The organism is Lysobacter sp. (genome assembly GCF_035655815.1).
Classification (GTDB): Bacteria; Pseudomonadota; Gammaproteobacteria; order Xanthomonadales; family Xanthomonadaceae; genus Lysobacter_J.
The window spans coordinates 39,389-63,002 of sequence record NZ_DASRTS010000007.1; the positions used below are offsets into that span (position 1 = coordinate 39,389).

The 23,614-nt window shown below is 67.2% G+C and carries 19 protein-coding genes; 18 read left to right on the forward strand and 1 reads right to left on the reverse strand.

Annotated features, from left to right (window positions below; genetic code table 11):
• Positions 1 to 9 precede the first annotated feature (9 nt).
• Genes VFE83_RS01120 through VFE83_RS01135 form a run of 4 tightly spaced genes read left to right on the forward strand, consistent with a single transcriptional unit; the run spans position 10 to position 6,138 of the window.
• Positions 10 to 924 (forward strand): DUF58 domain-containing protein, encoded by a 915-nt coding sequence (locus VFE83_RS01120; RefSeq protein WP_324903019.1) that lies wholly within the window; start codon positions 10 to 12, stop codon positions 922 to 924.
• A complete protein-coding gene (locus VFE83_RS01125; RefSeq protein ID WP_324903020.1) occupies positions 921 to 2,084 on the forward strand; it encodes a BatA domain-containing protein in 1,164 nt (387 codons plus the stop codon). Before VFE83_RS01120 ends, VFE83_RS01125 begins: the two co-directional genes overlap by 4 nt.
• Entirely contained in the window at positions 2,081 to 4,276 is a 2,196-nt protein-coding gene (locus tag VFE83_RS01130; protein ID WP_324903021.1) for a hypothetical protein, read from the forward strand. The genes VFE83_RS01125 and VFE83_RS01130 overlap by 4 nt, the downstream gene beginning before the upstream one ends.
• Positions 4,273 to 6,138, forward strand: a complete 1,866-nt coding sequence (locus VFE83_RS01135) for a carboxypeptidase regulatory-like domain-containing protein (protein ID WP_324903023.1) — start codon at positions 4,273 to 4,275, stop codon at positions 6,136 to 6,138. The genes VFE83_RS01130 and VFE83_RS01135 overlap by 4 nt, the downstream gene beginning before the upstream one ends.
• A gap of 12 nt (positions 6,139 to 6,150) precedes the next feature.
• Here the strand turns inward: VFE83_RS01135 and VFE83_RS01140 are convergent, their stop codons facing one another.
• Entirely contained in the window at positions 6,151 to 6,705 is a 555-nt protein-coding gene (locus VFE83_RS01140) for an isochorismatase family cysteine hydrolase (protein WP_324903025.1), read from the reverse strand.
• A 211-nt stretch (positions 6,706 to 6,916) separates the two neighbouring features.
• Between VFE83_RS01140 and VFE83_RS01145 the strand changes: the two genes are divergently transcribed.
• The 14 genes from VFE83_RS01145 to VFE83_RS01210 all read left to right on the forward strand — a co-directional run bounded on the left by VFE83_RS01145 (position 6,917) and on the right by VFE83_RS01210 (position 23,564).
• Complete coding sequence (locus VFE83_RS01145; protein ID WP_324903026.1) at positions 6,917 to 8,197, forward strand: hypothetical protein; 1,281 nt, start codon at positions 6,917 to 6,919, stop codon at positions 8,195 to 8,197.
• A 3-nt stretch (positions 8,198 to 8,200) separates the two neighbouring features.
• Entirely contained in the window at positions 8,201 to 8,965 is a 765-nt protein-coding gene (locus tag VFE83_RS01150; protein ID WP_324903027.1) for a cyclic nucleotide-binding domain-containing protein, read from the forward strand.
• 288 nt (positions 8,966 to 9,253) lie between these two features.
• On the forward strand, positions 9,254 to 10,528 hold the full coding sequence (gene glp, locus VFE83_RS01155) for a gephyrin-like molybdotransferase Glp (RefSeq protein WP_324903028.1): 1,275 nt from the start codon (positions 9,254 to 9,256) through the stop codon (positions 10,526 to 10,528).
• Between the two features lie 7 nt (positions 10,529 to 10,535).
• On the forward strand, positions 10,536 to 10,778 hold the full coding sequence (locus VFE83_RS01160; protein ID WP_324903029.1) for a thiamine biosynthesis protein ThiS: 243 nt from the start codon (positions 10,536 to 10,538) through the stop codon (positions 10,776 to 10,778).
• Between the two features lies 1 nt (position 10,779).
• Positions 10,780 to 11,259, forward strand: a complete 480-nt coding sequence (locus VFE83_RS01165; RefSeq protein ID WP_324903030.1) for a molybdenum cofactor biosynthesis protein MoaE — start codon at positions 10,780 to 10,782, stop codon at positions 11,257 to 11,259.
• Complete coding sequence (locus VFE83_RS01170; RefSeq protein WP_324903031.1) at positions 11,256 to 11,588, forward strand: hypothetical protein; 333 nt, start codon at positions 11,256 to 11,258, stop codon at positions 11,586 to 11,588. Before VFE83_RS01165 ends, VFE83_RS01170 begins: the two co-directional genes overlap by 4 nt.
• Positions 11,589 to 11,756: 168 nt before the next feature.
• Positions 11,757 to 13,178 carry a NarK family nitrate/nitrite MFS transporter gene (locus VFE83_RS01175; RefSeq protein ID WP_324903032.1) on the forward strand — a complete coding sequence of 474 codons (1,422 nt, stop codon included), beginning with the start codon at positions 11,757 to 11,759 and terminating at the stop codon, positions 13,176 to 13,178.
• Positions 13,179 to 13,225: 47 nt separating this feature from the next.
• Positions 13,226 to 16,981: a nitrate reductase subunit alpha gene (locus VFE83_RS01180; RefSeq protein WP_324903033.1), complete on the forward strand. Its 3,756-nt coding sequence runs from the start codon at positions 13,226 to 13,228 to the stop codon at positions 16,979 to 16,981.
• Entirely contained in the window at positions 16,978 to 18,525 is a 1,548-nt protein-coding gene (gene narH / locus VFE83_RS01185; RefSeq protein WP_324903034.1) for a nitrate reductase subunit beta, read from the forward strand. Before VFE83_RS01180 ends, narH begins: the two co-directional genes overlap by 4 nt.
• Positions 18,522 to 19,202: a nitrate reductase molybdenum cofactor assembly chaperone gene (gene narJ / locus VFE83_RS01190; RefSeq protein ID WP_324903035.1), complete on the forward strand. Its 681-nt coding sequence runs from the start codon at positions 18,522 to 18,524 to the stop codon at positions 19,200 to 19,202. Before narH ends, narJ begins: the two co-directional genes overlap by 4 nt.
• Positions 19,199 to 19,897 carry a respiratory nitrate reductase subunit gamma gene (narI, locus tag VFE83_RS01195; RefSeq protein ID WP_324903036.1) on the forward strand — a complete coding sequence of 233 codons (699 nt, stop codon included), beginning with the start codon at positions 19,199 to 19,201 and terminating at the stop codon, positions 19,895 to 19,897. The genes narJ and narI overlap by 4 nt, the downstream gene beginning before the upstream one ends.
• Positions 19,897 to 20,760: a peptidylprolyl isomerase gene (locus VFE83_RS01200; RefSeq protein WP_324903037.1), complete on the forward strand. Its 864-nt coding sequence runs from the start codon at positions 19,897 to 19,899 to the stop codon at positions 20,758 to 20,760. The genes narI and VFE83_RS01200 overlap by 1 nt, the downstream gene beginning before the upstream one ends.
• Positions 20,761 to 20,863: 103 nt before the next feature.
• On the forward strand, positions 20,864 to 22,186 hold the full coding sequence (locus tag VFE83_RS01205) for a nitrate/nitrite transporter (RefSeq protein ID WP_324903083.1): 1,323 nt from the start codon (positions 20,864 to 20,866) through the stop codon (positions 22,184 to 22,186).
• 82 nt (positions 22,187 to 22,268) lie between these two features.
• Positions 22,269 to 23,564 carry an alginate export family protein gene (locus tag VFE83_RS01210; protein ID WP_324903038.1) on the forward strand — a complete coding sequence of 432 codons (1,296 nt, stop codon included), beginning with the start codon at positions 22,269 to 22,271 and terminating at the stop codon, positions 23,562 to 23,564.
• Positions 23,565 to 23,614 lie beyond the last annotated feature (50 nt).

A 23,614-nucleotide genomic window follows, 5' to 3' on the forward strand; every position in this document is an offset into this window, starting at 1 on the left:
GATCCGCGCGTGAGCGAGACCGGTACCCGCATCGCCGACTTCATCCCGCCGCCGGTGCGTGCGCGGCTGAAGGACCTGCGCCTGACCTCGCGCCGCGCGGTCGGGCTGCAGGGGCTGGGGCTGCACCACAGTCGCAGCCGCGGTGCGGGTCTCGAATTCGCGCAGTACCGTGCGTACGAACCCGGCGACGAACTGCGCCAGATCGACTGGAAGCTGTACGCACGTTCGGACCGTTTCTTCGTGCGCGAAGCCGAACGCGAAAGCCCGCTGGCGGTGTGGCTGCTGATCGATGCCAGCGCCTCGATGGCGCAGGAAGACGCCGCGCGCAAGGGCTGGTCGCGACTGTCCGCGGCGAAAGGGCTGGCCGCATGCGTGGCCGAACTCGCGCTGCGCCAGGGCGATCGCTTCGGCCTGGTCGCGCTTCGCGACGACGGCATGCGCCTGCTCGCGCCGGGTGCCGGCGTGCGCCAGCGAGACCGCTTCCTGCTCGAACTGCACGGCCTGCAGGCGCGCGGCGCATGGCCCGCGCCGGAACAGTTGCGCGCGCTGTGGGAGCGCATCGGTGCGGGCGACCTGGTGATGCTGCTCAGCGACGGCTTCGACGAAGGCGCCATCGATGTGATGACGCGTCTGGCCGCGGCGCGTCGCGAAGTGCTGACCGTGCGCATCCTCACTGCGGAGGAGCGCGACTTTCCGTTCCAGGGCGGGCATCGCTTCCACGATCCCGAATCCGGCGACGAACTGCTCGGCGACGGTGCGGCGATGCGCAACGACTTCCTCGCGCGGTTCACGCAGGCCCGGCGCGAGCTGGATGCGCGACTGGACGCCAGCGGCATCCGCCATGCCGAGTACTTCCTCGACCAGCCGCTCGACCTGCCGTTGCGGCGGCTGTTCGGCGCGCGCGACGCCGCGGAGTACGCGTGAGCCTGGCCTTCCTGCTGCCGGCCGGACTGGCCGCACTCGCCGCGCTGCTGCTGCCGCTGCTGATCCACCTGGCGCGGCGCAGCGAACAGCGTCCGACCGCGTTCGCCGCGCTGCGCTGGCTGCGGCAGAAGCCCAAGCCCCGCCATCGCATCCGCTTCGACGAATGGCCGCTGCTGCTGGTGCGCCTGTTGCTGGTTGCGCTGCTGGCCCTGCTGCTGGCGCGACCCGTTCTGACTGGCGGCGAAAGCGATGCGCCCTACGTGGCAGTGGCGCCGGGCGTGGACGTGCAGGCTGCACGTGCGCAACTCGACGCCGCGGACGCGCGCTGGCACTGGCTGGCACCGGGATTCCCGCGTATCGACGAAGTTCCGGCCAATGGCGCCATTTCGCCGACCAGCCTGTTGCGCGAACTTGACGCCGGGCTGCCGGCCGACGTTGCGCTGACCGTATTCGTGCCCGACGTACTCGACAATGCCGATGGCGAACGCGTGCGGCTGTCGCGACGCGTGGACTGGCGCGTGCTGGGTGCTGCGCAGCAACGCGCGTCGACGCCGACTCCAGCCGCGCCGCTCAACATGAGCGTGCGCTACGACCAGACGCGCGCCAGTTCGCTGCGTTACCTGCGCGCCGCGCACGCCGCGTGGCAGGCGGACAAGCCCAGTGCACCGCTCGATGTCGCGGAGCCCACGCAGCCGCTCCCGCGCAGCAAGGGCCCGCTGGTCTGGCTGGTGCCGGGTCCGGTACCCGCGCAGGTGCAGGAGTGGGTCCGGCAGGGCGGCACCGTCCTGCTCGACAGTGAAGCCGCGTGGCCGGACCTGCCGGAGCGCGCGGCGATGTGGCGTGACGACACCGGGGCAGTGCTGGTCGACGGCACCGCGGCGGGGCGTGGACGCGTGCTCCAGTTGCGCCGTGCGCTTGTGCCGCAGGCCATGCCGCAGCTGCTCGAGCCGTCGTTCCCGACCAGGCTGCGTGCGCTATTCGCGCCGGCGCCGGCGGAACCTAAGCGGGTGCCGAGCCGCGCGCATGCGCCGATCGAAGGCGGCCCGTCGTTCCCGGTTGCGCCGCACGACCTGCAGCCGTGGCTGGTGGGACTGATCGCGCTGATGTTCCTGCTCGAACGCGTACTGGCGACCGCGATGCGGCGGGCGGTGGCGCCGTGAGCGGCGCGCTGCTCGATCGCGCGCTGCGCGACGCGCGTGTGCGGCGTGCGCTCGACACCGCAGCGCTCGCACTGCCTTGGCTGGTGGTGGCGGTCGTGCTTGCATGGCGCGTTTGGGGCGGTGTGGCGGCAGCCTGCGCTGCAGTACTCGGCGCGCTGGCGATCGCGGTGATCACGCTCGTACGCCTGCAGCGGCTGGATCGCCAATGGCTGGTGCGGCAGCTGGATGCAGGCCGTGCGGACCTGGAGGACAGCACCGACCTGCTGTTCGCCAACGACGCTTCCCTGAGCGGGCTCGAACGCCTGCAACGCGCGCGCCTGCAGCAGCGCCTGCAGGCCGCACCGCCCGACGTGCGGCCACGCTGGACCACGCGCCCGATGATCGCCGGCCTCGCAACAGCTGCGGTCGCGACTTTCGCCATCCTAGCCTGGCCGTCAGGCCCCGCCGCACGTTTCGACGACGTTGTCGCACGCATGACCGGCCATGCGGCAGCGCCCACGCACACGCGCGTGCAGGCGCAGCAGCTGCGTGTGCTGCCGCCGGCCTACACGCGGCAACCGGCACGCAATGAGCCCACGCTCGACGCGAAGGCGCCGCAGGCCTCGCGCCTGCAGTGGACGCTGCGTTTCCATCCACAGCCCGGCTCCGCGGAACTGGCCTTCCATGACGGCCGCCGTGTCGAACTGCGCCGGCAGGGCGACGAATGGCGCGGTGATCACGTGCTCACCAGGTCGGCGCTGTACCGCATCGTCGTGCATGACGCGCCACCGCTGCAGGATCCGCGGCGCCATCGGCTCGATGCGATCGCCGATCGCCCACCGCAGTTGCGCGTGATCGAACCGGATCGCAGCCTGAGCCTGATCACGCCCGGGCAGCGCAGTTGGCCGGTGGCGTTCGAGGCCAGCGACGACCATGGCGTGGCCGCCAACGCGCGGCTGCGCATCACGCTGGCACAGGGCAGCGGCGAGAACATCACGTTCCGCGAACAGACCATGACCCTGCGCGGAACCGGCACCGTCACTGTGAAACGCTTCGCGCACCGCCTGGATCTCGGCGCGCTGGGACTGGCCGCGGGTGACGACCTCATCGTGCAACTGAGCGTGGACGACAACCGCACGCCCGCGCCACAGAGTGCGCGCAGCGCCAGCCTCATCCTGCGCTGGCCCTCGGAACTCGGCACGGAAACCAGCGCACTGGAAGGCATGGTCAAGAAGGTGCTGCCCGCGTACTTCCGCAGCCAGCGTCAGATCATCATCGACGCCGAAGGCCTGCTGAGGGATAAGAAGCGCCTGGATGGCGAGACCTTCCTCAAGCGCAGCGACGCCATTGGCGTGGACCAGCGGATCCTGCGCCTGCGCTATGGCCAGTTCCTCGGCGAAGAGGCCGAAGGCGAGCCCAAGCCGCCGCCGACCAGCGACTCGATCGACGTTACCGAGTCCGACTCGGAAGTCGGCGGTGAACACGCGGAAGAAGCCCGTGACGACCATGGTCATGAAGACGGCCATGACGACCACGACCACGCGCAGAGCGCCGCGACCGGCACGTTCGGCCAGGAGGGTGCGGTGCTCCAGGAATACGGCCATACGCACGACCATGCCGAGGCCGCGACGCTGCTGGATCCCGAAACGCGCACCATCCTGAAGGCCGCGCTGGACGCGATGTGGCAATCCGAGCTGCACCTGCGCCAGGGCGATCCCAAACAGGCGTTGCCGCATGCGTACCGCGCCTTGGCACGCATCAAGGAAGTGCAGCAGGCCAGCCGCATCTACCTGGCACGCGTGGGACCCGAGCTTCCGCCGATCGACGAAAGCCGTCGCCTCGGCGGCGACCGCGCCGGCATCGCACGCCGCGACGACGTGCTGGTCGCGGCCACGCCGCCTGACGCCACGCTGGCCAACCTGTGGCGCGCGCTGGAAGACACGCCACCGGCAGGCGAGCGCGAAGCGGTGGACTTCGACGCGCTGGAGCGCTGGCTGCGATCCAACGAGTCGCGCATCGCCGATCCGTTGTCGTTCGTGGCCGCGATGGAGTCGTTGCGCGCGGAGCCCGGCTGCGCGCGCTGCCGCGCCGATCTGCGTGCGCAGCTGTGGCCGCTGTTGCCGCGTCCCGCGGCCACGGTGCCGCGTCGCGACGACGCGGATGCTGCCGGCCGCCGCTACCTGGATGCACTGCGTGAGGAGGCTGCGCGATGAGCGCTTCCCTGTCCGCGGCACCGGGCTTCATCACGCCGCTCGTCACCGCATGCGTGCTGGCATTCGCCGTGCTGCTGGGATGGGCCGGCGTACTCGTGCGCCAGTGGCGCGCCGTGCCCGCGCAGCGTTCGCGTGCGTGGCGCATCGCCGCGCTGGTGGTGGCGCAACCGCTGTGCGCTGCATTGCTTTATTTCACGCTGTGGCCGCCTACGCTGCCGGGCAAGGCCGGCACGCTGATCGTCGCCACCGGCGGCACTTCGAGGCAGGCCTTGGGCGAGGTCGGCGACGCTTCGGCCGTGGTTGCGTTGCCCGAAGCTCCGGCGCTGGCCGGCGTGGTTCGCACGCCTGATCTCGCCACCGCGCTGCGCCAACACCCTGGCGTGCGCGAAGTGCGCATCGTCGGCGCGGGACTGTCGCCGCGTGATCGAGATGCGCTGCGTGGCGGCATCGCGGTCGCGTTCGATCCTGCTCCGCTTCCGCGTGGTCTGGTGGAACTCGAAGCACCGCAACTCGTCGCAACCGGCGCCGGCTTCCAGGTCGGCGGCCGTACGAACGACCTGCGCGGAGGTTACGCGGAGCTGCTCGATCCCGGACGCCGCCGCGTCGATCGTGTTGCCCTCGATGCGCAGGGCCGTTTCGTCGTGAACGGCCTCGCGCGCATGCCCGGCGCCGCGGTGTTCACTCTGCGCCTGCGCGATGGCGCGCAACGCGTGGTCGAGGACGTCGAAGTTCCGGTGCTGGTCGAATCGCTGCCCGCGCCGCGCGTACTGGTGCTGGCTGGCGCGCCCGGACCGGAGGTGAAATACCTGCGCCGCTGGGCCCGCGACGCCGGCCTTTCCATGCACACGCAGATCGCCGTCGGTGGCGGCGTGCAGCTGGGCGACGCGCCGCTTGCGTTGAATGCCGCGACACTGGGCCGGTTCGATCTGGTCATCGTCGACGAGCGCGTGCTTTCCTCGCTTGGTGAGGCTCAGCGTGGCGCGCTGAACGAAGCCGTGCGCAATGGCCTCGGCTTGCTGGTGCGCGTGACGGCGGGCCTGTCGGAGACGGATCGCCGTCGACTGCTTGCGCTGGGATTCGACGTTTCCGACGGTCGCGACACGTTGGTCATGCGCCTCGCGACGGCATCGGAAGACGACGCGATACGTGCGCGCATCGGCCCCGGAACGCGCGATGCGCCCCGCGCGCACGATGCGCCGGTCGATGCACTCCCCGAATTGTCCCGGCGCGACGTACGCATCAGCGCCAATGATGGCGTCGACCTGGCGCGCGCCGCTGACGGTGCCGTACTCGGCCGGTGGCGCGCGCACGGTCGCGGCCGCGTTGGTGTGTGGGTGGTCGGCGACAGCTATCGCCTGGCGCTCGCTGGTCGTGACGACGTGTACGGCCAGTTGTGGAGCGGTACCCTCGCAACGCTCTCGCGCGCGCAGAAGATGTCCATGCTGCCCATCGACGGCGATCCGCGGGTCGGTCGCCGCGCCGCCCTGTGCGGCGTGGCGGCGGACGCGAAGGTGTCGGGCCCGGGTGGCCATGCCGTCGGGATCGCACGCGACCCGGCCACGGGCACGCGCGCATGCGCGGCGTTCTGGCCGACGCAGGCCGGTTGGCACCTGCTGCAGTCCGGCGATCACCTGCAGCCCTTCCATGTACGTACGGTCACTGCCGCGCCAGGCCTGCTCGCCAGCGAAACGCGCGAGGCCATGCTCAGGCTTGCGGCAGCCGCACCCGTTGCCAGTGCGCAGAAGACCGATGCTGTCGCGCCGCGGCATCCGGGTGCGCGCTGGCCATGGTTTCTCGCCTGGCTGTTCGCCAGCGGAGCGCTGTGGTGGTTCGAGCGTTCGCGATCGGGTCGCCGCGCCTGAGTAGCGAGCGCCTCAACGCGCCAGGATCGATCGCGACTGCCGGACGTCGGCCTGCAGTGAATCGCGCAGCAGCTTGAGCGAGGCAGTCTTGCGTGCCGGTGTCTCGGCGGCGACGCAATCGGCCGGCACGAACAGCCTGAAGCCGTGCATGTTGGCATCGATCGCCGTCGCCATCACGCATGCATCGAGTGCGATGCCGGTGAGGATCAGGGTGTCGGCCTCCAGATCCTGCAGCAGGCGCCGCAGCGGCGTGTCGCGAAAACCACTGCGTTCGGGCTTGAGGACGAAGTAGTCGTCGGCGTCCGGGTGCAGCGTCTCGACCAATGGGGCACCACGCGAACCGTCGCGGCCGCAGCGTTCGATCACCTGCTTGAAGTCGGACCGCCATTGCCCGTAGTTGTCGTTGACGTACACCACCGGCACGCGCCGCGACTTCAGCCGTTCCTTCAGCGTCGCGATGCGCCTGGCGGCGGGCCTGGCGGTCGCGAGCAACTTCCCGCCCTCGGGGAAGTCGAGGGCGTTGATCATGTCGACAATGAGCAGGGCATGACCCTTCACGCGGCGCATTCCGTTACTGGACGGCCATAGCATCGGCGGGGTGTCGTGATCGTGTCGTCGTCAATTGCATGGCAGCGGTGCGCGGTATCGCGCGCGCAGCGCACGCGCAGAGGCACGTCGAGTGGCCGCGGTACGCGAATGCAGTGGCGCAGGCCGCCCGATCGCCCCCGGATTGACCTGGGTCAATCCCCTGCGAAAACCGAGCCCCTAGGCTGCCGCGATGCACGCAATCCAGGCCCTCGACATCGCGCTGCTCCGCAACCACGGGTCCGCATGGCAATACGGGTTGTCGCCGTTCATGTCTCGCATGAGCACGCAGTTCGGCGAGTCCGATCTCCGTCGCGCCATCGCCGCGAGCAACGGCGACCTGATCCCGCGCCGGCTCTCGATCCGCATCCGGTTTCCCACCTGCGACGGAACGCCGGCGCGCCAGCGCGCCGAGGCCTACCTGGCGCGGCTGTATCGCGAGGTGTCGCTCGTCGCGGCGTCCTTCGAACGCGACCGGCAGGTATGGCAAGTGCTGCTGGGCATCGATGCGAGCGCCTTCCTCGACGTCGGACAGATCATCGAGACGCTGGAGACGCTGCGCAGCCACTTCCGCCTGTCCAAGGACGGCGACGTCGCCATCGAACTGGATCCGCAACGCGTCGCACGGAACGACGTGCGCAGGCTTGCCGAAGCGGGCTTTACCCGCATCACCATCATCACCGACACGCTGAAGTCGCTTGCAGAGGGCCATGCGGAGCGCATGCGCATCGCGCGCAGTTGCGCGGAGGTCATCCACGACTGCCATGCGCAAGGCATCCGCGTCGTCGCTGCCCACGTGTTTCATGGACTGCCGGGCCAGACCGGCCGGGAACTGTCCGAATTCCTGACCACCATCACGGCGGCGCGCCCACACCGCATCATCGAACACGGTCGCGAGCACCTGGGCAATCTGCTGCCGCAACCCGTAGCCGGAGAGGATCTGCTGCGCGCGACGGTCGAGCAGCTCGAAGCGGCAGGCTATCACCGCACCAGCATCCATCAGTTCGTCCTGCCGGATGTCCGCACGGGGCTGGTGGAGTTGCGGCCGGAACATCACCGCAACTTCCTCGGGCTGGACATGCGCGGCGACTGCGACCTGCTCGGTTTCGGCGCCGGTGCGTTCAGCCAGATCGCCGACTGCTACAGCCAGAACGCACCGGACCTGCGCGCCTGGGAGGCCGCCCTCGACGAAGGACGCCTGGCGGTGCACCGCGGGCTCTGGCTGAGCGAGGAAGACGTCATCCGCATGGAGCTCACGCTGCAGCTGATGCTGCATGGCGAAATCACCATCGACACGATCGAGCACGTGCACCGCCTCGACTTCAGGGAGCATTTCGCCGATGCGATGAAGCGTCTGGAGCCGATGGCGGATAACGGACTGGTAAGCATCGGGCCGACACGGATCACCGTTACCGAGAAGGGACGTCCGTGGCTGCGTCGCATCGCCATGTGCTTCGAACCGCCGCAGGCCTGAGTCATGCATCCTCGCGAAGCCAGGTTCGCCAGGCGCCAGTGCGCTGCCACCGCCTGCGACGGAGCGGTCGACGATGCACGGCTGAACTTCTGCATGGCATGCGCGTTCTCGCATGTCTGTCTGTCCCAGGGCATCGGCGTGGAGGCCCTGGCCCAACTGGACGAGCTGATCGACCACGTCGGCCCGCTGAAGGCCGGCGACGTCATCTTCCGCAAGGGCGACAGCTTCAAGTCCATCGCCGCGGTCCGCGCGGGCACGGTGAAGACCTGCGTGATCGACCGCGAGGGGCGCGAGCACGTGCTCGGGTTCCACCTGCCCGGCGAGGTGATCGGGCTCAGCGCCATCGACGAAAGCCACTACCGTTGCACCGCGGTGGCGCTGGACACGGTGATGATCTGCCAGTTCTCGTTCGACAGGATCTCCGCGCTCGCCACGCGCGTGCCGGACCTGCAGCAGCAACTGTTCCGCCTGATCAGCCGCGAGATCGGCAACGCAACCCTGATGATGGGGGATTGGTCGCCGGACCAGCGCATGGCGGTGTTCCTGATGGACTTCTCGCGTCGCCTGGCGATGCGCGGCTTTTCCGAGAAGCGCTTCCAACTCACGATGTCGCGCATCGACATCGCCAATTACCTTCGCCTCGCACCCGAAACCGTCAGCCGCGTGCTCAAGCGATTCCAGGATGACGGGCTGGCGCGGATCGACAAGCGCGAGATCGAGCTGCTCGACCGGCGTCGCATCGGCGCGATCGCAAACGTCGTTCCGTAGCCGTCGCGACATCGCGGCGCCGACACCCGCGACAGCACGGGTCGCAGCGGTTGATCGCAGTCAATGCCACGCGCCCGCAGCGCATCACAGAATGCGCCGCCCGGCACGGTGCCGGGCGCGCCCGAACACCGTGCCCTTGCCCCGACGCGCCGGCTTGCGGAAGCGGACTCGTCACTGGCTGCCGCGCACATGCCCCCCGTCGCGCCGGGTACGAATGTTGACGGCCCCGCTGTCGGATCGGCACGGTCGCAGCGGCGGCTCACGCGGATATCCGCCATCGAGGAAGCCATGGCCGAGCCCATACCCTACGAAACAGCGTTGGCGCTCATCGCCAGCCAGTGCCGTCGCCTGCCCAGCGACACGGTGGACCTCGCGCACTCGCTGGGACGCTGCACCGCGGGCGTGACGATCAGTCCGGGCGATCTGCCGCCGTTCGACAATGCGGCCATGGACGGCTTCGCGCTGCGCCTGGCGGATCTTTTCACCCGGCCGGATGCGGTGCTGGAGGTATGTGGGGAGCAGGCGGCCGGCGCCGGGCGCACGGAAGAATGCGAGGGCGTCTGGGAAATCATGACCGGCGCGCGACTGCCGGCCTGCACGGACTCGGTCGTCCCTGTCGAACAGTCGGAAGTGCTCGCCTGCGACGGCGAGGGCCGTGCCTTGCGGGTCAGGCTGACACCGCCCGCGAAGCTTGGGCAGCACGTTCGTCGCCGTGGCGATGACGTCGCCCGCGGCCAGGTGCTGCTGCCGTCCGGGACATGGGTCGGCCCCGCCCAGCGCATGCTGCTCGCCGGCGCGGGCGCGTGCCAGGTTGCCGTCGTCGCGCAGCCGGCGGTCGCCGTGATCTGCACCGGTCGCGAACTGGTAGACGACCCGGCGCGGCCGTTGCGCGACGGCGAGATCCGCAACACCAACCGCGTGTTCCTGTGCGACCGCCTTGTCCAGATGGGCGCGCGCGTGGTTTCTGCGGAAACGGTGGGCGACGAGACCGCGGCATTCGTCGACGTCATCGGCCGGGCGCTCGCCGCTGGTGCGCAGATGATCGTGAGCACCGGAGCCGTCTCGATGGGACGCTACGACTTCATCCCCGACACGTTGCGCGCCCTGCGAGCGCGGATCGTCTTCCACAAGGTGCGGGTCCGGCCCGGCAAGCCGATCCTCTTCGCGCAGCTCGATGGCGGTACCCACTTCTTCGGGCTGCCGGGCAACCCCGTGTCGGCCGCCACGGGTCTGCGCTTCTTCGTCGAGCCCGCGCTGCGCCAACTCATGGGCCTTCCTGTCGAGCGGCCCTGGCAACTCCCGCTCGCCAAGCCGGTACGAGCATGGGCGGGCTGGCTGCACTTCCTCAAGGCGAGCGTCCGCCTACACGCGGACGGTCGGCTCTGGGTACACCCGTTGCCGGGCCAGGAGTCGTTCCGCATCGCCCCGCTGACAAGGGCAAACGCATGGATCGTGGTGGCCGGTTCGGATGAAACCATCGCCCAGGGCACGCCGGTCGCAGTGCATGGCGCGTCAGGCGCTGCGATGAAGATCGATCACGTTGGGAATGACGATGAGGATTGAGATCGAATTGTTCGGTGCGCTGCGGGCGATGGAACCAGAAGGCAGCGTGCACCTCACGATCCGCGACGGCGCATGCATCGCCGATCTGCGTCGTGTCCTCGAGGCGCATGCCCTCCAGGGCTGGGCGCGATATCAACCCGGAACGCTGCAATGTTGCGCCTTCGCCGACGACATGGCGTTGCTGCGCGATCGCGACCCCGTGCCGGCCCATGGCCGGATCGCGGTGCTGATGCCGGTGAGCGGCGGTTGACATGCACGAGGACTGCTTCCGGATCGTGGACCCAGCCCGCGCCAGGCTCGACCCGGCGGCCGCGCTGGCACATGTCTGCGACCCGCGATACGGCGGCATCAACATGTTCGTGGGCCGCGTTCGCAACCAAAACCGCGGGCGCGACGTCGTGGGCATTACCTATGAAATCTTCGAACCACTCGCCCTCAACGTCTTCCGCCAGATCCGCCGCAAGCTGACCGGACTGGTCGGGTCAGACGTGCGCCTGTACATGGCGCACGCATGTGGCCGCCTCGCCGTGGGCGACATCGCGGTGGTGATCGCGGTGGGCACGATCCACCGCGACGAGGCCTTCCGCGCTTGCCGCAGCGCGATCGAGCAGCTCAAGCACTCCGCGCCGATCTGGAAGCTGGAGCACTACGCAGATGGAGACAGCGAGTGGAGCGAAGGCTGCTCGCTGTGCGGCGAGCAGCCACACGGAAACGAGGACGCCGAACCATGAGGGTGCAGATCGAAACAGGTGTGATCCGGTTCCGCGTGGACGAATCCGAACTGGTGCGCCTGCTGTCCGGCGAGGCTATCGCCGACGTGACCAGGCTGCCCAATGGACGCGCCCTTCGACGCGTTGTTCGGCTGCATGCCGGGCCACCGCGGTTCGCAGTGGACTGGCTGGAATGGAGTCTGTCGTTGCCGATCGGACAGATCGTCGATCACGCGCGCGAGCTGCCGTCGCGCGACGGAATCCGCTTTGAGATCCATGGCGAACGTTGCGCGCTCGCGATCCGCTTCGACGTGGACGTGAGGGACAGCGTGCGTATGCGTCGCGGTTGAAACGCTGGTCGCGATGCACGCGTATCGCTGCGACAAAGGAGCAATGTGGGATGCGGTTGATTGCAATCAATGCCCACCAAGGAGGCTGAATCGATAGTTCGCATCGGCCCGATTCCGATGCGGCATCCGCCGACGAGACAGAGGCCTCCACTCATCTGGGTGTTCCTCATGTCCACGACGACTTCCGATCATCCCTCCCGAAATGCCGCTACCCTCCTGGACTGGCGCCCGGAAAACCCGACCTTCTGGCACGAGACCGGGCAGCGCATCGCAACGCGAAACCTCTGGATCTCCATTCCGGCGCTACTGCTGGCCTTCGCGGTCTGGATGCTGATGTCCGCGGTCGTGGTGAAGCTGAGGGACGTCGGCTTCGCATTCACCGACGACCAGCTGTTCTGGCTGACGGCGCTGCCCGCGCTCTCCGGTGCGACGCTGCGCATCTTCTACTCGTTCATGGTGCCGGTCTTCGGCGGGCGACGCTGGACGGCCATCAGCACCGCCTCGCTGATCCTTCCATGCCTCTGGCTCGGTGTTGCCGTGCAGGACCCCGCAACGCCCTACTGGCATTTCGTCGCCATCGCGCTCCTGTGCGGACTGGGCGGCGGCAACTTCGCTTCCAGCATGTCCAACATCTCCTTCTTCTTCCCGAAGGAAAAGCAGGGCTATGCGCTGGGCATGAACGCCGGCCTGGGCAACCTGGGCGTCTCCACGACGCAGTTCGTGGTGCCGCTGGTGATCGCAAGCGGCATCTTCGGCGCGCTCGGTGGCGGCGGAGTCGTGACCGCCGCCACGCAGAAGGCGCCAGCCGGCATCCTCTACCTGCAGAACGCCGGCTTCATCTGGGTGCCGTTCCTGCTGCTGTGCGTGCTGTTGTCCTGGTTCGGCATGAACGACCTGGCCGCCGCCAGATCCTCGCTGGCCGAGCAGTCGGCGATCTTCCGCCGCAAGCACAACTGGCTGATGTGCGTGCTGTACCTGGGCACGTTCGGCTCATTCATCGGGTTCTCCGCCGGCTTCCCGATGCTGATCAAGACCCAGTTTCCGCAGGTGAACCCGCTGTCGTACGCGTGGCTGGGTCCGCTGGTCGGCGCCCTGGCGCGCCCAGTTGGCGGCTGGCTGTCGGACAAGACCGGCGGTGCGCCGATGACGTTCTGGGTATTCCTCTCGATGATCGCCGGCGTGTTCGGCGTGATCTGGTTCCTGCCATCGCATGGCAGTGGCGGCAACTTCGCCGGCTTTCTCGCGATGTTCATGCTGCTGTTCGTCGCAACCGGCGTCGGCAACGCGTCGACGTTCCGCATGATCCCAGTGATCTTCCGCGCATTCCACGAGCGCGGCGTTGCCGCCGCCGATGAGCAGGCACGCCAGTTCGCGGTGCGCCAGGCGGGCCTGGAATCGGCAGCCGTGGTGGGCTTCAGCTCGGCCATCGCGGCCTATGGCGGCTTCTTCGTCCCCAGGAGTTACGGCACGTCGATCGCCATGACCGGAGGTCCGCACGCAGCCTTGTACGGGTTTGTCGCCTTCTACGTGGCGTGCGTGGTGATCACCTGGTGGTGGTACTTCCGCAAGGGCGCGGAGGCACCGTGCTGATCCGCCGCTTCTCCTGTCGTGATCGCCGTATCCCCGGAGCCTGAGCCATGAGCAACTTCCTGGACCGATTGAGCTTCTTCCGGCGCGCGTCGGAACCTTTCGCGGACGGCCACGGCGAAACGCGCGGCGAAGACCGCAGCTGGGAAGATGGATATCGCCAGCGCTGGCAGCACGACAAGGTCGTGCGATCCACCCATGGCGTGAACTGCACCGGCTCATGCAGCTGGAAGGTATACGTCAAGAATGGGCTGGTGACGTGGGAGACGCAGCAGACGGACTACCCGCGCACGCGGCCCGACCTGCCCAACCACGAACCGCGTGGCTGTCCGCGTGGCGCCAGCTACTCGTGGTACCTGTACAGCGCCAATCGCGTGAAATATCCGCTGGTGCGCGGCGCGCTGCTGCGGTTGTGGCGCGAAGCACGCCGGACGTTCCCACCCGTGGATGCCTGGGCCAGCATCGTCGAGGACGAGGCCAAGGCCACTTCCTACAAGCGCAAGCGCGGCATGGGCGGCTTCGTACGGGTGGACTGGAACGAGGCGAACGAACTGATCGCGGCCGCCAACCTCTACACCGTGCGGCGTTATGGGCCGGACCGCGTGATCGGCTTCTCGCCGATCCCGGCGATGTCGATGGTCAGCTACGCGGCTGGCGCCCGCTACCTGTCGCTCCTGGGCGGAGCGTGCCTGAGCTTCTACGACTGGTATTGCGATCTGCCACCGGCGTCGCCGCAGGTCTGGGGCGAGCAGACCGACGTGCCGGAATCGGCCGACTGGTACAGCAGTCGCTACATCATCGCCTGGGGATCGAACGTGCCCCAGACGCGTACGCCGGACGCGCACTTTTTCACCGAGGCGCGCTACAACGGTACCAAGACGGTCGCGATCACGCCGGACTACTCCGAAGTCGCCAAGCTGACCGACGTGTGGCTGCATCCCAGGCAGGGCACCGACGCGGCCCTCGCTTTGGCATTCGGTCACGTGATCCTGCGGGAGTTCCACCTCGACAGCCCTTCCGCCTACTTCCAGGACTACTGCCGGCGTTACTCGGACATGCCCATGCTGGTCCGCCTGGACCGGCGGAACGATGGCTCCCTCGTAACGGGCCGTTACCTGCGGGCCAGCGATATCGACGGCGCACTTGGCGAATCCAACAACCCGGAGTGGAAGACGCTGGCCTACGACGAGGGCAGCGATGCGCTGGTGGTTCCCAACGGATCCGTCGGATTCCGCTGGGGCGAGAAGGGAAAGTGGAACATCGAACCGCGCGAAAGCCACGGACGCGACGTACTGCTGCGGTTGAGCCTGGCCGACGTGCACGACGGACTTCAAGCGGTGAGCTTTCCGTACTTTGGCGGAGCCGGGCATGCGATGTGGACCCCTAGCCCGCATCCGGAAGTGCTGCGCAGGAATGTTCCGGTGCGCCGCGTCCGCCTGGCCGACGGCGACGACGCCCTCGTCGCCACGACGTACGACCTGCTCATGGCGCAGTACGGGCTGGACCGCGGCTTTGGCGGCGAGCACGTGGCCTCCAGCTACGACGAGGACGTTCCGGGAACCCCGGCCTGGCAGGAACGCATCACCGGCGTGCCGCGTGCCGAAGTCATCCGGATCGCGCGCGAGTTCGCACGCACTGCGGACAAGACGCGCGGCCGCAGCATGATCATCGTCGGTGCGGCGATGAACCACTGGTACCACAACGACATGAACTACCGCGGGCTGATCAACATGCTCGTCATGTGCGGGTGTGTCGGCCAGAGCGGGGGTGGCTGGGCGCACTATGTCGGCCAGGAGAAACTGCGTCCACAATCGGGGTGGATTCCGCTGGCGTTCGCCACCGACTGGTGCCGTCCACCGCGCCAGATGAACGGAACCTCGTTCTTCTACTTCAACTCGGACCAGTGGCGATACGAAAAGCTCGACGTGGCGGAGATCGTGTCCCCGCTGGCGGATGCGTCGAAGTACAGCGGCTCGCTGGTCGACTTCAACCTGCGTGCTGTACGCATGGGGTGGCTGCCGTCGGCGCCGCAACTCAATGTCAACCCGTTGCAACTGGTGAGGCAGGCCCAGGCAGACGGAGTCGACCCGGTGCAGTACGCGGTGCAGCAGCTCAAGGAGGGCAACCTCGACTTCGCGTTCGCGGATCCGGATGCGCCGCAGAACCATCCGCGCAACATGTTCATCTGGCGCTCGAACCTGCTCGGCTCCTCGGGCAAGGGCCACGAGTACATGCTCAGGCACCTGCTGGGCACCCGGCATGGCGTGCAGGGCAAGGACCTGGGCGAAGAAGGTGGCGTCAAGCCGCAGGAGGTCGTATGGCGCGACGACGCGCCCGAAGGAAAGCTCGACCTGCTGGTGACGCTGGACTTCCGCATGTGCACGACGGCGCTGTACTCCGACATCGTGCTTCCCACCGCCACGTGGTACGAGAAGTACGACCTCAACACGTCCGACATGCACCCCTTCATCCATCCGCTGTCCAAGGCGGTGGATCCTGCATGGGAGGCGCGCAGCGACTGGGACATCTTCAAGGGCATCGCCCGCACCGTCAGCGAACTGGCGCCCGGCGTGCTTGGCGTGGAAAAGGACCTCGTACTCTCGCCCATCTTGCACGACACCCCCGGCGAACTCGCCATGCCCTTCGGCGTCACCGACTGGAAGCGGGGCGAATGTGAGCCCATTCCGGGAAAGACGATGCCGGCGATGGCGGTGGTCGAGCGCGACTATCCCAACCTCTACCGCAAGTTCACCTCGCTGGGCCCGCTGCTGGACAAGCTGGGCAATGGCGGCAAGGGCCTGTCGTGGGATACGCGGGAAGAAGTGGAGTTCCTGGGCCAGCTCAACCACCGCAGCACACAGGAAGGCGTGGGCGAAGGACGCCCCTGCATCGAATCGGCCATCGACGCCGCCGAAGTGATCCTGCACCTGGCACCCGAGACCAACGGCCACGTGGCCGTCAAGGCGTGGAAGTCGCTGGGTGAATTCACCGGCCGCGACCACACTCATCTCGCCCGCGGCAAGGAGCACGAGGCAATCCGCTTCCGTGACGTCCAGGCCCAGCCACGCAAGATCATTTCCTCGCCGATCTGGTCAGGGCTGGAAGACGAACACGTCAGCTACAACGCCGGCTACACCAACGTCCACGAACTCATTCCCTGGCGCACGCTCACCGGGCGCCAGCAGTTCTACATGGACCACGAGTGGATGCTCGCCTTCGGCGAGGGCTTCATGGGCTACCGGCCGCCAGTCGACACACGCACTGTGCTTCCGCTGCTGGGCACGCGCCCCAACGGCCATCAGGAAATCGTCCTCAACTGGATCACGCCGCACCAGAAGTGGGGCATCCACAGCACCTATTCCGACAACCTGATCATGCTGACGCTGTCCCGGGGCGGACCGATCGTCTGGCTGAGCGAGAACGACGCGCGCCGGGCGGGCATCGAGGACAACGACTGGATCGAGCTGTTCAACGTCAACGGCGCGATCGCCGCGCGCGCGGTCGTCAGCCAGCGGGTCATGGACGGCATGGCGATGATGTACCACGCGCAGGAGCGCATCGTTAACACGCCCGGGTCGCAGATCACCGGCACGCGCGGCGGCATCCACAACTCCGTGACGCGCGCGGTGGTCAAGCCCACGCACATGATCGGCGGCTACGCGCAGTTCGCATACGGCTTCAACTACTACGGTACGACCGGCACCAATCGCGACGAGTTCGTCATCGTCCGGAAGATGAGCCGCGTCGACTGGCTGGACGGAGAGCCGGTCCAGCACGCATCGATGCAGGAGGTCGCGTCCCGATGAAAGTCCGCGCACAGATCGCGATGGTGCTCAACCTGGACAAGTGCATCGGCTGCCACACCTGTTCGGTCACCTGCAAGAACGTGTGGACCTCGCGCGAAGGCGTCGAATACGCATGGTTCAACAACGTCGAGACCAAGCCGGGCGTCGGCTATCCGATGGAATGGGAGAACCAGGACCGGTGGAACGGCGGCTGGGTGCGTGACGCGCACGGCCGCCTGCAACTGAAGGCTGGCGCGCGCTGGCGGTTGCTGTCGAAGATCTTCGCCAACCCCGATCTGCCGCAGATCGACGACTACTACGAGCCGTTCGACTTCGAGTACCAGCACCTCCATGAAGCCCCGGAAGGCGCGCACCAGCCCACCGCGCGTCCCCGCTCGCTGATCACGGGCGAACGCATGCAGGCGATCAAGTGGGGGCCCAACTGGGAGGAGATCCTCGGCACCGAGTTCGCCAAGCGGTCCAGGGACACGAACTTCGAGCAGGTGCAGCGCGAGATCTACGGCGCGTTCGAGAAGACCTTCATGATGTACCTGCCACGCTTGTGCGAGCACTGCCTCAACCCGGCATGCGTGGCCTCCTGCCCGAGCGGATCCATTTACAAGCGAGAGGAGGACGGCATCGTCCTGATCGACCAGGACAAGTGCCGCGGCTGGCGCATGTGCGTCTCGGCCTGTCCGTACAAGAAGATCTACTACAACTGGAAAAGCGGGAAGTCCGAGAAGTGCATCTTCTGCTACCCGCGCATCGAGATGGGCGAGCCAACCGTCTGCTCGGAGACATGCGTCGGCCGCATCAGGTATCTGGGCGTGATGCTCTACGACGCCGATCACATCGAACAGGCCGCGGCGACGCCCGAAGAGAAGGGAATCTACCAGGCGCACCTCGACCTGTTCCTCGATCCAAGCGACCCGAAGGTGATCGAGGCCGCGCGCGCCGAAAGCATCGCGGAAGACTGGCTCGAAGCGGCGCAGCGGTCGCCGGTCTACAAGCTGGCGGTGGACTGGAAGCTCGCGCTGCCGCTGCACCCCGAGTACCGGACGCTGCCAATGGTTTGGTACGTGCCGCCCCTTTCCCCGATCCAGTCCGCTGCCGATGCCGGCACGGTGGGCATGAGCGGCGAAATCCCCGACGTGCGTTCGTTGCGAATTCCGGTTCGCTATCTCGCGAACCTGCTCACGGCAGGTGACGAAGCCCCAGTGGTCGCCGCGATGGAACGCATGCTGGCCATGCGCGCGTGGCGTCGCGCACTGAACGTGGACGGGGTGGAGGACACGGCCGTGCTCGATCAGGTTGGCCTGAGCGTCGCGCAAGCCGAGTCCATGTACCGCTATCTCGCCATCGCCGACTACGAGGACCGGTTCGTCGTGCCGAGCGGCCATCGTGAGTACGCGGACGATGCCTTCGGCGAACGTGGAGGGTGTGGCTTCTCCTTCGGCCAGGGTTGCGCGCCTCCGAGCCAGGCCGAAACGTTATTCGGAGGCAGGAGCAGCCGCGCCTACCAGGTTCCGCAGGCCCGCCAGTCCGTTGGGAGGGAACGCGCATGAAGGCGCTCCGCGTCATCGCCGCGGTGATGGACTACCCGCGCGAGGAGCTGTGGTCGCATTGCGGGGAACTGCTGGAAGCGGCCCGGCATGCGGAGCTGCCCGACGCGCGTCGTGCGCAACTCGTCGCGTTCTTAACCTCGTTGCTGGACCGGGATGTCATCGATGCGCAGGAGCGCTGGCTGGAGGTGTTCGACCGGGGCCGTGCGATGAGCCTGCTGCTGTTCGAACACATCCACGGGGAGTCGCGGGATCGCGGCCAGGCCATGGTCGATCTCATCGACACCTACCGCCGCAACGGCGAGGAGCTGGCTACGCGCGAGCTCCCGGACTATCTCCCCGTCGTGCTGGAGCATCTGTCTCGAAGGTCCGATGGCGAGGTGCGTGACTGGCTGGGCCATATCGGCCACATCCTGGAGCTGCTCGCAGCACGTGCACACCAGCGGGGAAGCGCATACGCCGTGCTGTTCGAGATGCTCGCAGAACTGGGCCAGGGGCACGTCGACCTGGATCTGATGCGTCGTCGCGTGGAACGGGAAGTTCCCGATGACACACCCGAAGCCATGGACCGGGTCTGGGAGGAAGAGATGGTCCGCTTCGCCGACGAGACCACGGCCACCTGCGCGCCTTCGCCAAGCCATGGAGTTCCTGAGCCTTCCACCGTCGCGAGGCCTGCATGAGCAAGCTCGATATCCTCCTGTTCCAGGTGTATCCGTACGTCGCCCTCGCGGTGTTCCTGCTCGGCAGCTGGGCCCGCTACGACCTAGACGCCTACACGTGGCGGACCGGTTCCAGCCTACTGCTTTCGGGTCGCGGAATGCGCTTGGGAAGCAACTGGTTCCACCTCGGCGTCATCGCGATCCTGTGTGGGCATTTCGTGGGCCTGCTGACGCCGCACTGGGCCTACGAGCGGTTCCTGGGCGCAGGGACCAAACAACTCCTGGCGATGGCCATCGGTGGATCGTTCGGCGTGATGTGCCTGGCCGGAATGACCATCCTGCTGTGGCGCAGGCTGTTCGATGCGCGCATCCGCACCACCGGAAGCCGTCGCGACCTGCTCGTGCTGCTGCTCCTGTATGCCCAGCTGTTGCTGGGTCTGGCATCCATCATCGTGTCCTCAGACCACATGGACGGGATGCAGATGATGAAGCTCGGCGAGTGGGCCCAGCGCATCGTCACCTTCCGCGGCGATGCAGCGGCCCATATCGCGGACGCGCACTGGATCTACAAGACGCACGTGCTGCTTGGCCTGACGCTGCTGCTCGTGTTCCCGTTCACACGTCTCGTGCACGTCTGGTCGATCCCGCTGGGGTACCTGTCGCGTCCATATCAGCGCGTGCGCCGGCGCCAGCTGGCCTCCAGGAACGTTCGCTGATGGCTCCGCGCGCGATCCCGTTGTCGATGATGGGCGCTCCCGACGCCACCACGGCCGCGGTGAGCGCGCTGGCCGATGCCTCAGCCGCGGCTGCAACGGTATGGGTGGGCGAGGAAGCCATCAGGGAGGCAGAGATCGCGCGCGAGATGCAGCACCATCCGTCAGCCGATCCCCACCACGCGCGCTCGGAAGCGGCGCGGGCACTGGTCGTACGGCGGCTGTTGCAACGGGAGGCCGAAGCGGACGAATTGGCTTCCAGCGTTCGGCTGCACGCGGGAGAGACGCCAGAGGAAGCATGCATCCGCGCGCTCGTGCAACGACAGCTCGAGTCCGTACCGCCGCCCGATGACGCTACGTGCCGGAACTATTACGAGCGCAATCGCGGCGCGCTGCGCCGCCCGGATCGTGCCCGCCTGCGCCACATCCTGCTGGCTGCCCAGCCCGACGATCCGCGCGACCGGGAGGGCGCGCGGTGCCTCGCTGGGACGTTGCTGGAAGAACTTCGCTGCACGCCGGCGGCGTTTTCCGGACTGGCGCGACACCACTCGGCGTGTCCCTCCCGCGAGAACGGAGGCGATCTCGGATGGATCACCAGGGGCTCCACGACGCCGGAGTTCGAACGGCGTGTGTTCAGTCTTGCACCCGGGCTGGCGCAAGACGCCATCGAGTCCCGCTACGGATTCCACGTGGTTCTGGTCGAAGAGCTCCTGCATGGCGAAGCGTTGACGTTCGAGGACGCGCATCCGCTGATCCGCTCCCACCTCGAAAAGACCGCAGCGCAGGCCGCGCTGCACCGCTACGTGGCCACGCTGTTCGAACGCCATGGCGTACGTGGCCTGGAACATCGGGGAGCGCCTGCGTGACGCTGCTCCTAAGCCAGTCGCAGGAGCCCGGTTGCCAGGCGCGACCGCAGAGCGCGTCCGGCGATCGGCGGCAAGTTTCACAATCAGTACCGGAAGGCCGATCATGCAGGAACTCGATCATGTGACACCCGGCCAACAGCAACGGGCCTTGTGGCTCAGTGCCTTTGCCTTCACCGTCTGCTTCGCCGTGTGGATGATCTTCTCGATCATCGGCATCCAGATAAAGCAGCAACTCGGACTCGACGACACGCGCTTCGGCCTGCTGATCGCGATGCCGGTGCTGAGCGGCTCGCTCATCCGCGTCAACCTGGGCGTGCTCACGGACCAGATCGGTGGCCGCCGCGTCCTGACCATCGTGATGCTGTGCAGCGCCGCCGCCACCTGGCTGCTGATCTACGCGCACACCTATTGGCAATTCCTGTTCGCCGCGTTGCTGGTGGGAATCGCAGGTGGATCGTTCTCGGTGGGAATCGCGTACGTCTCCAAATGGTTCCCGGCCGACAGGCAGGGCATGGCGCTGGGCATCTTTGGCGCGGGGAACGTGGGCTCCGCGGTCACCAAGCTGCTCGCTCCTATGGTGATGGTCGCGTACGGCTGGACCATGGTGGCCAAGGTATGGGCGGTCGCGATTGCCGTGGCCGCCGTGATCTTCTTCGTCTGCACGAGGGAGGACCCATCCCAGGCGCATCGCGCCAGGCAGAAGGTGAAGCCGATGTCGTTCGCCGAGCAGATGAAGCCGCTGGCGAAGCAGCAGGTGTGGCGCTTCTCGCTTTACTACTTCTTCGTATTCGGCGGCTTCGTCGCGCTGGCGCTGTGGTTGCCGCGATACCTGATAGGCGCCTATGGCCTGGACGTGCGCACCGCCGGGCTGATTGCGGCGTGCTATTCGATCCCGGGCAGCCTGTTCCGCATCGTTGGCGGCTGGCTCTCGGACCGGTTCGGCGCGCGGCTGGTGATGTACTGGACGTTCATCGTGTCGCTGCTGTGCGCGTTCCTGCTGGCGTATCCCGATACCCAGTACGTAATCAAGGGCATCAAGGGCGACGTCGCATTCCACCTGGCAATCGGGATTGGGCCCTTCACCGTGCTGGTGTTCGTGCTCGGGTTCTTCATGTCGCTGGGCAAGGCGGCGGTCTACAAGCACGTGCCCGTGTATTACCCGGAGCACGTGGGCTCGGTCGGCGGTGTCGTGGGGATGATCGGCGGCCTGGGCGGCTTCGTGCTGCCGATCGCCTTCGGCTTCCTCAATGACGTACTGGGGATCTGGACCGGCTGCTTCATGTTGCTGTTCGTGCTGGTGGCCGTCTCGCTCGCATGGATGCATGTGTCGATCCGCCGGATGGAGCGCGAGCGCTTTCCGCAGATCCGCGACCAGACCGACTTGCCGGAGATCGTCGGCGCCGCCGAGCACCGCAGAGCGGGCTGACACCTCACCACAGGTTCCCGGGACGCGGGCCACTGTGCCCGCGATGCCTGCATTCAACTCTTCTACCCACCTGGAAGTACACATGAAAGCGAATCACCTCCCCCCCGGCGCCAGCGCCCTGCTGGCGCTGCTCGCGCTGCCCTGGTCCGCGCCAGCGGCGGACCGGCCGTCGGACCTCTTCGAGAGCGGCAAGCCGATCCTCGACCTGCGATACCGGTTCGAACAGGTCGATCAGGACAACGCCTTGCGTGACGCAAGGGCGAATACGCTGCGAGCCCGCGTGGGCTATCAGACCGGGGCATGGAATGGCTTTTCCGGGCTGGTCGAGTTCGATGCGGTGAGCCACCTCGATGGCGATCACTTCAACGACACGCGCAATGGGCAGACCGGCTACTCGGCCGTGCCCGACCCGAAAGGCAGTGAGGTCAATCAGGTCCTGATCCGCTATGACGCCGAACAGGGAAGCGTGGTCGCCGGGCGGCAGCGCATCAACCTGGACAACCAGCGCTTCGTGGGTGGTGTCGCGTGGCGGCAGAACGAGCAGACCTTCGATGCGGCGCTGGTGCAGTTCAGGCCCATCAATGCACTGACCTTCACCTATGCCTACGTCGACCAGGTGAACACCGTCTTCGGGCCCGACAACGGCCCTTACGCCGCGGCCACCAACCCCGCGAACATCGAAGGGCACAGCCATCTGCTGAACCTGCAGTACCGGCTAATGCCCGAACTCGTCGCGACGGCCTACCAGTACCGGCTCGGGCTGGACAACATCGCGGTCGCGGTGGGTGCTCCGCTCGGCACCTTGTCGAGCACGACCACGGGCCTGCGGCTCAATGGCGACATCGATGCCTTCAGCTATGCGCTGGAGTACGCGCAGCAGAAGGACTACGACCACAACCCGTGGCGGCTGGACAGCGAGTACCTGTTCGCGGAGGCGGGTTACAAGGTGAAGGGCGTGCAGCTCAAGGGTGGCTTCGAGTCACTGGGCGCGGGCGAGGGTAGCGGCAATCGTGCGTTCCAGACACCGCTGGCCACCAAGCACGTCTTCAACGGCTGGGCCGACGTGTTCCTGACCACGCCCGCGGACGGACTGGAAGACGTCTATGTCGGGGCGAGTGCGCCGCTGGCCGGCGGAACCGTGCAGCTGTGGTATCACGACTTCCGCAGCGAGCGCGGCAGCGTCGACTTCGGCAACGAGTTCGACGTCTCCTACTCGCGCGCGTTGTTCAGCCTGAAGGGCCTGACCGGATTGCTGAAGTACGCCCGGTACGCATCGGATGACCGCTCACGCACCGTCGATACCGACAAGCTCTGGGGCGCAGGTGCAGTACACGTACTAGTGCTTCGGGATCGAATGATCGCCGATAGCGGTACGTGAAAGCAGAAGCCCCTCCGTCTGCAGGGGCTTCTTCGTCGAGAGCCTACCTG

Bases quoted from the DNA above. Each gene is read 5' to 3' on its own strand.
- VFE83_RS01135 (WP_324903023.1), top strand. From the start codon at position 4,273: ATGAGCGCTTCCCTGTCCGCGGCACCGGGCTTCATCACGCCGCTCGTC.
- VFE83_RS01140 (WP_324903025.1), bottom strand. From the start codon at position 6,705: ATGCGCCGCGTGAAGGGTCATGCCCTGCTCATTGTCGACATGATCAAC.
- VFE83_RS01145 (WP_324903026.1), top strand. From the start codon at position 6,917: ATGCACGCAATCCAGGCCCTCGACATCGCGCTGCTCCGCAACCACGGG.
- VFE83_RS01150 (WP_324903027.1), top strand. From the start codon at position 8,201: ATGCATCCTCGCGAAGCCAGGTTCGCCAGGCGCCAGTGCGCTGCCACC.
- glp (WP_324903028.1), top strand. From the start codon at position 9,254: ATGGCCGAGCCCATACCCTACGAAACAGCGTTGGCGCTCATCGCCAGC.
- VFE83_RS01165 (WP_324903030.1), top strand. From the start codon at position 10,780: ATGCACGAGGACTGCTTCCGGATCGTGGACCCAGCCCGCGCCAGGCTC.
- VFE83_RS01170 (WP_324903031.1), top strand. From the start codon at position 11,256: ATGAGGGTGCAGATCGAAACAGGTGTGATCCGGTTCCGCGTGGACGAA.
- VFE83_RS01175 (WP_324903032.1), top strand. From the start codon at position 11,757: ATGTCCACGACGACTTCCGATCATCCCTCCCGAAATGCCGCTACCCTC.
- VFE83_RS01180 (WP_324903033.1), top strand. From the start codon at position 13,226: ATGAGCAACTTCCTGGACCGATTGAGCTTCTTCCGGCGCGCGTCGGAA.
- narH (WP_324903034.1), top strand. From the start codon at position 16,978: ATGAAAGTCCGCGCACAGATCGCGATGGTGCTCAACCTGGACAAGTGC.
- narJ (WP_324903035.1), top strand. From the start codon at position 18,522: ATGAAGGCGCTCCGCGTCATCGCCGCGGTGATGGACTACCCGCGCGAG.
- narI (WP_324903036.1), top strand. From the start codon at position 19,199: ATGAGCAAGCTCGATATCCTCCTGTTCCAGGTGTATCCGTACGTCGCC.
- VFE83_RS01200 (WP_324903037.1), top strand. From the start codon at position 19,897: ATGGCTCCGCGCGCGATCCCGTTGTCGATGATGGGCGCTCCCGACGCC.
- VFE83_RS01205 (WP_324903083.1), top strand. From the start codon at position 20,864: ATGCAGGAACTCGATCATGTGACACCCGGCCAACAGCAACGGGCCTTG.
- VFE83_RS01210 (WP_324903038.1), top strand. From the start codon at position 22,269: ATGAAAGCGAATCACCTCCCCCCCGGCGCCAGCGCCCTGCTGGCGCTG.